The 7037-nt window shown below is 58.3% G+C and carries 8 protein-coding genes; 3 read left to right on the forward strand and 5 right to left on the reverse strand.

Features of this window, described 5'->3' with window-relative positions; all coding sequences use genetic code 11:
- Positions 1-142: 142 nt before the first annotated feature.
- Genes HJB84_RS33270 through HJB84_RS33285 form a run of 4 tightly spaced genes read right to left on the reverse strand, consistent with a single transcriptional unit; the run spans position 143 to position 3447 of the window.
- The gene (locus HJB84_RS33270) at positions 143-430 is read right to left on the reverse strand and encodes a hypothetical protein (RefSeq protein ID WP_221117964.1); all 288 of its coding nucleotides are present in this window, start codon (positions 428-430) and stop codon (positions 143-145) included.
- Between the two features lie 36 nt (positions 431-466).
- The gene (locus tag HJB84_RS34235; RefSeq protein WP_405049173.1) at positions 467-823 is read right to left on the reverse strand and encodes a transposase; all 357 of its coding nucleotides are present in this window, start codon (positions 821-823) and stop codon (positions 467-469) included.
- Positions 813-2657 (reverse strand): glycoside hydrolase family 15 protein, encoded by a 1845-nt coding sequence (locus HJB84_RS33280; protein ID WP_221117966.1) that lies wholly within the window; start codon positions 2655-2657, stop codon positions 813-815. Before HJB84_RS33280 ends, HJB84_RS34235 begins: the two co-directional genes overlap by 11 nt.
- 7 nt (positions 2658-2664) lie before the next feature.
- Positions 2665-3447 carry a glucose 1-dehydrogenase gene (locus HJB84_RS33285; protein ID WP_221117967.1) on the reverse strand — a complete coding sequence of 261 codons (783 nt, stop codon included), beginning with the start codon at positions 3445-3447 and terminating at the stop codon, positions 2665-2667.
- A 169-nt stretch (positions 3448-3616) separates the two neighbouring features.
- Here HJB84_RS33285 and HJB84_RS33290 point away from each other — a divergent pair, with 169 nt between their 5' ends.
- The gene (locus HJB84_RS33290; protein WP_311044373.1) at positions 3617-4915 is read left to right on the forward strand and encodes a divalent metal cation transporter; all 1299 of its coding nucleotides are present in this window, start codon (positions 3617-3619) and stop codon (positions 4913-4915) included.
- Positions 4916-4980: 65 nt separating this feature from the next.
- Positions 4981-5214: a hypothetical protein gene (locus HJB84_RS33295; protein WP_221117972.1), complete on the forward strand. Its 234-nt coding sequence runs from the start codon at positions 4981-4983 to the stop codon at positions 5212-5214.
- 43 nt (positions 5215-5257) lie between these two features.
- On the opposite strand, the gene HJB84_RS33300 is transcribed toward HJB84_RS33295, so the two are convergent.
- Positions 5258-5545: a DUF1236 domain-containing protein gene (locus HJB84_RS33300; RefSeq protein WP_221117970.1), complete on the reverse strand. Its 288-nt coding sequence runs from the start codon at positions 5543-5545 to the stop codon at positions 5258-5260.
- Positions 5546-5765: 220 nt separating this feature from the next.
- Here HJB84_RS33300 and HJB84_RS33305 point away from each other — a divergent pair, with 220 nt between their 5' ends.
- Positions 5766-6788 carry a sensor histidine kinase gene (locus tag HJB84_RS33305; RefSeq protein WP_221117971.1) on the forward strand — a complete coding sequence of 341 codons (1023 nt, stop codon included), beginning with the start codon at positions 5766-5768 and terminating at the stop codon, positions 6786-6788.
- Positions 6789-7037: the final 249 nt, after the last annotated feature.

Here is a 7037-nt window from a genome sequence, read left to right on the forward strand (position 1 = left end):
GCAAATCATCACTGAAAGCTCGGGTCATTTTACCTCCGACCAAATCACCAGTCGGAGCGATGGAATCAGAGTTTAGCCTTTAAGGAAACCCTCAACCTGATTCCGCGTTCAACGGACGCGCTCTAGTGCTCGGCGAGCTACGCTAGGCCATCAATCTCTTGCCCGATCCGGTAATCTTCGATCCGATGGGGATATGCCGCAGATAACCGATGGCCGTCTCCGTTGGAGCCAAGCTTGGCGGATGGATGTATCGCCGGGTATTTCTTTGCTCGCCGTGCCGTCTTGGCGGTAGCGCAGGACGCTCTGGCTGACGGCGATGATACTTATGCCGTTTTTCCTCGCGCCTAATATCGTCCAGCGCGTCGAAGATATCCATGCCGTTATCGAAGGCATACTGCTCGGCCCGCTTCAGTCGCTCTGGATCGACCATCGCCAGCACCTGGGCTTGATGGTCGTGCTTCCACTTTCAGGTGTCTCCGACGACGTCGCGCCAAGTGATGCATCCAATCCGCCGCCCGAGGCCCAACATCGTGTCGATATTGCTCTGGAAGTGCCGCCTTCGGTTCCATCTGAAGACGAACTCGTTGGCGTAGATGTCGATATGCTTGTCCCTCAATCCGTGAAATGTTCCGTAGCTCCATCGCTTGAAGTTCGAAAAGACCCGATGAACCCACGGCAAAACCACATGGGCGGGCGGCGCGTCGACGGCGAAGCTCAAGGCGCGAGACGCCCGCCGCAAGATTGACCCCAGTGCCGGTTTCGGCGCTGAGGGGCTGCACCAGTGCTCCCTCCGCGTTCCGATAAAGAGCGCCTTACAGCGCATCTGGGGAAACCTTGCGTGGCTTGCTCGGGGCGGTCTTTTCAGCACGCTGCCGCGCCGGTCCTCCCGCGCTGACCAGGTTGTGCGCGGTGTTAATCAGGCCGATGTGCGAAAAAGCCTGAGGGAAATTGCCGAGAAGGCGCCGACCGACGACGTCGAACTCTTCTGAGAGTAGGCCTAGGTCGTTACGAAGACTGAGCAAGTGGTCGAACAAGTTCTGCGCATCCCGCCGCCGCCCAGTGAGCACATAAGCATCAACCAGCCAGAAGCTGCAGGCCAGAAATGCTCCTTCCCTGCCACCGACACCGTCGTCGGTCCGGTTCGTCGAATAGCGCATGACCAGGCCGCCCTGCAGGAGCTCCCGCTCAACTGCAGCGATTGTACCAATGATGCGCGGGTCGTCGGCTGGTAAAAAGCCCACCTGGGGCATCAGCAGCAGGCTCGCATCTAGCGTGTCACCGCCGTAATATTGGACAAAGCTGTTCTTTTTCTCATCGAAGCCGCTGGCGCAAATTTCCTCATGAATTTGTTGGCGCACCTCACGCCACTTCGCCACCGGGCCTTCAAGCCCGTACCGCTCCGTGCAGATGACGGCGCGGTCGAATGCCACCCAGGCCATCATGCGCGAGTGGGTGAATGCGCGCGCTGGCCCACGCACTTCCCAAATTCCGTGATCCGGCGTCTGCCAAGCAGTCACCAAGTGAGCAAGAAGTACCTTTTGCAGCCGCCAGGCCTCCTCTTGCGACTGCAGCTCGGCATCGCGCGCTGCGTTGAGGGTATCGATGAGTTCGCCATAGACGTCGATTTGCACCTGACTGGCAGCGGCGTTGCCGATCCTGACCGGAATGCTTCCCTCATATCCTTTGAGCCACGACACTTCGAACTCGGGGAGCCAACGCTCCCCCGCGATCCCGTACATGATCTGAAGCTGTTCCGGAGCACCCGCAACTGCGCGCAGCAGCCATTTCCGCCAATCCTCTGCCTCTTGGCGATATCCCGAATTTAGCAACGCATAAAGCGTCAGTGCTGAATCGCGCAGCCAGCAGTAACGATAGTCCCAATTTCGTGTCCCTCCGATCTTCTCGGGAAGCGAGGTGGTCGGCGCAGCGACAATCCCGCCCGTCGGGGCATAAATCAGCATCTTGAGCGTGATGAGCGAGCGGACCACCGGCGCGCGCCAGACTTCCGGCATATCTTCAAAGCTGCCGTGCTTCACCCATTCCCGCCACCAGGTTGTCGCTCGATCGAGTTCCTCGTGGCGATCGCGGACAAAGTGTGGCTGGTCGCTGGAAGGATGATACGACATCGTCAACGGCACCGCGTCGCCGGCCGCAACGGAGAAGCGGGCGTAGGTCTTCATGTTGCGGCCCTTGAGCTTCAGATCAGTATGAAGTTCCACTGCGTTGGGGCCGGCGATCGCGCTCAGGCCGTAGTCCTTGCGCCGCACCCACGGCACAGCCTGCCCGTTTTCGAACCGGAGCACGAGTTCCATCTCCATGTCGACAGTGCCCGAAACACCGGTCACGATGCGGACCACATCCACATGGCGGTCGCCTTCATTGATCGGCATAAAATCAGTGAGCGTAACGACGCCGGTCGCCGTTTCGAACCGGGTTTCCAAAATTGCAGTGTCGGGAACGTAGCGCCGGCTTGTTTTCCTTCTACCCACTGGCGCGATCTTCCAGCGGCCGTTATCGGCGGTGCCGAGAAGTGCGGCGAAGCAAGCAGGTGAATCGAAACGCGGCAGGCATAACCAGTCGATCGATCCATCCTTACTCACAAGCGCGGCGGACAGCATATTTCCAATTAGCCCGTAGTCTTCGATGCGCCCGGCCATGTCCCTATCACCCGCCATGCGCAAAGGAGGGGTAGTCGGTCATGCCGCCATCCACAAAGATCGTCGTCGCGGTGACGTAGCTGGCGGCATCAGAAGCCAGCATGATGGCGATGTTTGCAACATCCTCGGGCTCGCCTATACGGCCCAGTGGGATCTTCGTAAGCAAATCCCTATAACCCTGGGCATCCTGCCAGACTGCCTGATTGATTGGCGTACGGATCGCCCCCGGCGCGATGCAAAGAACGCGAACCCCATGCGGCGCCGCTTCCTGCGCCAGCGATTTGGACATCATAGAGACACCCGCCTTGCTAGCCGTATAGGCGCTATAGCCGGCCCAGGCGATCACCTCATGAACGCTTGTGGTGTTGAGTACCACACCCGACTTTTGAGCGACCATGCGTTTCAGGGCTTCGCGCGCGCACAAATATGTTCCCATCAAGTTGATCTCGACGACCTTGCTCCAGGCATCTGTATCGGCTTCCCAGCCGAGCGCGCGTTCGCCGTCGATGCCGGCATTGTTTACCAGTATGTCGAGACCGCCCCAGGTATCGTCGATGGCAGCGAACATTGCCTCGACCGCTTTGGGGTCGCTGATATCGGCCCTCAGTTGACGAGCCTCGCCACCTTCGACGGTGACTTCCTCGACGAACATATCGGCTTGTTTTGGGTTGACCAGATAGTTGATCGCAACTCGTGCCCCCTCGGCAGCGAATGCCTTCGCGATCGCAGCGCCCAGACCGGAATTGCCTCCTGTTACGAGGACACGCTTATTGGTCAGCCCGAGATCCATTATTGCCGCTCCATATGCCACGACCCGGTAACGTCGGAAGAAAGTGCGTTGTTCCAGGGCAGCGGACCGGCTCAGCCGAGCGGTGGAACAAACGAGACCGCCAGCGATTTATTTGCACCGAGCCGGCGGCAGAACCGCTTGAGACGGCGTGGGATATTATGAGGCCGCTGTGAGCGAACATCGTATAGACGAAAGAAGCGCCGCCCCTGAACCTTCGAAATCACGCCTGCTTGAAATCCTGGGACCTGGCCTCATTACAGGCGCATCGGACGACGACCCAAGCGGAATAGCAACATATTCCCAGGGAGGGGCACAGTTCGGTTATGTTACGAACTGGACTTTGCTGTTGACGTATCCGTTAATGGTCGCCGTCCAGATGATCAGCGCGCGGATCGGAAGGACCACGGGACGCGGATTGGCAGGAAGCATTGTGCGCTGCTACCCGCCATGGGTGGGGATCGCGATTACCGGGCCGCTATTAGTTGCCAATATCATCAACATCGGTGCGGACCTCGGCGCCATGGGAGATGCGGCGCATCTGCTTTTGGGAGGGTATGCGCTTATCTACGTCGTCGCATTCGGCACCACATGCATCCTTCTCCAGGTATTCGTTAAATATGAACGTTACGTCGCCTTCCTCAAATGGCTGAGCCTGGCATTGCTTTCCTACATCGCCACGCTTTTCGTCGTCCATATCGACTGGGCAAGCTTTGCGCGAGGTTTGTTCATCCCAAGTTTCACGTCCGGCCCAAAATACTGGTCGGTGATCGTCGCGATCTTTGGGACGACGATAAGTCCCTATCTGTTTTTTTGGCAGGCCTCTCAGGAGGCGGAAGACTTGAAGGAAAAGCCTGACGCAGAACCATTGATCGAACATCCGCGGGAAGCGAAGGCAGCCAATGAACGCATTACGCTGGACACGCTGATCGGCATGGCTGCATCGAATATCGTCGCGCTCGCCATCATGACAACGACCGCTGCGACCCTGAACAAGGCTGGCGTGACGAACATCGAGAACTCCGTCGACGCCGCGAAGGCCATCGAACCACTGGCGGGGAAGTTCGCCGAAGTCATCTTTGCGACTGGCATCATTGGAACCGGACTACTGGCCGTGCCTGTCCTTGCCGGGTCGGCAGCGTACGCCGTAAGCGAAGTGGCGCATTGGAAGGTTGGCCTTTCTCGTGAGCCTCGCGAGGCAAAGGCCTTCTATACCACCGTCGCGGTGGCTACGATTGTCGGCATGGTGCTTAACTTTACGCCGATACAACCAATGACGGCGCTGTTTTGGAGCGCGGTCATAAACGGCGTTGTTGCCGTTCCAGTCATGGTCGTCCTGATGCTGATCGCCTCGGACCAAACGATCATGAAACAGTTTGTGATTGGCAAGATTTTGAAAATTCTCGGATGGGCGACCTGCCTTGCGATGTGTGGCGCCGTAGTCGGCATGGCAGGGACGGCCTTTCTTTAGGCCAACCCCGAGGCGGCGACGGGTGACGGGCACCATGCACAAAAGGCTGACGCCAAGGTGGCCTCTTGAATGCTTTGATTGCAGACGAACCCTTCATCGCTGTCGGCGACCTGTTGCTCATCCCGGTGGCGAAGAACTCCACGAAGGCTGACTCGGGAATGTCCGACGTCCTCGCATCCGAATGCCCAAAGGAGACGCCGCGGCTACGCCGTCACCTGATGCGACTGACTGCGGTGGATGCGACGCTGAGTTCAACTCTTAGCCCCGAGCGAATCGCGTTTGAGACGAAGGTGGAATGACTGGGGAACCGCGAGCCTGAAGCAGGCCCGCGATTCTTTCAAGTTACTGGTAGACTTCGATTACCGCGCGGGTCTTCGGATTGACGAGCACACGCTTCTTGTTGACGACCACATAACCGTAATCAGGTTGATCAGGGATTGTGTGGATCTCGACTGTGTCAGGAAGCGCCGTACCGACTGCAACGTCACCTTCAAACGTGGCGGATGGCGTTTCCTGTTTCATGACATAGGTTTTGACCTCGCCAGGGACGACGACCGTCGTCGTCTGCGCGACCGCCGCTCCCCCAAGTGACAGAAACAGCGATGCGGCAGAGATGACCAGTATTTTCATGTTATCCTCCCAGGATCTTGAGTGTCCCGGCAAAACGCTACCGATAAGATATAGTTCCTCCGCTGCACGGAATGACTGCGGGCATGTTCGAATAGTCTCGTCCGCCTCTGTTTGCCGGGGAGACCATACTTACGGGAACATCACGGCTTCGATGGTAATGCGGCAGTGTCCGGTATAGTATTAAGGTCACCCGCTCGTGGCTTGATGGATACGGCGCAATATGGTCAAGACCCCCTTTTCCAATTCCAGTCGCGCCAGGGAACGCTTCCTCGAAGCCATCCTCCAGAGTGCCATCGAATATGCGATCATCTCCGTGGATCTCGATCACAGGGTGACCACATGGAATGAGGGAGCCCGCAGGATCCTCGGATGGGACGACACTGAAATCATTGGCCAGCCCGTCGGCGCAATTTTCACGCAGGCAGACCGCGAGGCTGGGGTTCCCCAGCGGGAAATGACCGCTGCTTTGACCGCGGGCCACGGAGACGATGAACGATGGCACGTCCGAAAGGACGGCTCGTTATTCTGGGCATCAGGCCAGCTCATGGCGCTGAGGTCGGATGATGGCGAACTCGAAGGTTTCGTGAAGATTCTCAGGGATCGAACTGAGCAGCGAGAAAATGAGCAGCGACAACGCGTCCTTATGCACGAGCTCTCGCATCGCATCAAGAATACGCTGGCCGTCGTCCAGGCCATTATCAGCCAGTCGTTCAGAAGCGCCGTCGGCATGGAGGATGCGGAGCAGTCGATATCGGCGCGCATCAACGCCTATGCCCACGCGCATGACATTTTGCTGCAGAAGAACTGGCTGTCAGCGACCATGGACACGATCGTCGAGGCGACCGCAGTCAATCTCGGACTTGGGCCGGACCGTCTCAAAGCAAGTGGTCCCACAGTCACGCTGACCCCCCAGGCGGTGTTAGCGTTCTCTCTCGTGCTGCACGAGCTTGTCACGAACGCGACGAAATACGGGGCCCTGTCGGTTGATACCGGAGTGATCGAAATCGAGTGGTCTCTGCGTCAGGAAGCGGGCGCCGACCACCTCGACCTCCGTTGGCGAGAGCGCGGCGGTCCGACTGTGGAAGCTCCGAAAAGGAGGGGCTTCGGCTCCCGGCTCATCAATTCCAGCCTGTCTGCGTTCGGAAAAGTCTCTGTTGATTATGCCCCGACAGGCCTGACCCTCAGCCTCGACGCGTCGCTCCAGAGCCTGCAAGATCAAAATTGCTCCGACTCTCCAATTTAGGTGCGGCGCCTACCTTGCAAATATTTGCTCCGCGCACGCGAGAACGATGACGCCGACCACCGAAGCCTCCGAGGGCCGGTCATGGCGCCTGGTATCGCTCGCTGATGCACCACACAGACGTCGCTACGGCCTGATCGTGCCTTGATGGAAAAACATTTGCCACTTGAGCCCGTCGTGTTTCCAGACGGAGCTTCGCAGCACACGCCGCTTTGAACCATTTGGATAAGAGCGCTCTGTCTCGTAGGTCAG

Source organism: Rhizobium sp. NZLR1b, assembly GCF_019685155.1.
In the GTDB taxonomy this organism is placed as follows: Bacteria; Pseudomonadota; Alphaproteobacteria; order Rhizobiales; family Rhizobiaceae; genus Rhizobium.

Excerpts from the sequence above, each read along its gene's own strand:
- HJB84_RS33270 (WP_221117964.1), bottom strand. The coding sequence starts at position 430 with ATGGTCGATCCAGAGCGACTGAAGCGGGCCGAGCAGTATGCCTTCGAT.
- HJB84_RS34235 (WP_405049173.1), bottom strand. The coding sequence starts at position 823 with ATGCGCTGTAAGGCGCTCTTTATCGGAACGCGGAGGGAGCACTGGTGC.
- HJB84_RS33280 (WP_221117966.1), bottom strand. The coding sequence starts at position 2,657 with ATGGCCGGGCGCATCGAAGACTACGGGCTAATTGGAAATATGCTGTCC.
- HJB84_RS33285 (WP_221117967.1), bottom strand. The coding sequence starts at position 3,447 with ATGGATCTCGGGCTGACCAATAAGCGTGTCCTCGTAACAGGAGGCAAT.
- HJB84_RS33300 (WP_221117970.1), bottom strand. The coding sequence starts at position 5,545 with ATGAAAATACTGGTCATCTCTGCCGCATCGCTGTTTCTGTCACTTGGG.
- HJB84_RS33305 (WP_221117971.1), top strand. The coding sequence starts at position 5,766 with ATGGTCAAGACCCCCTTTTCCAATTCCAGTCGCGCCAGGGAACGCTTC.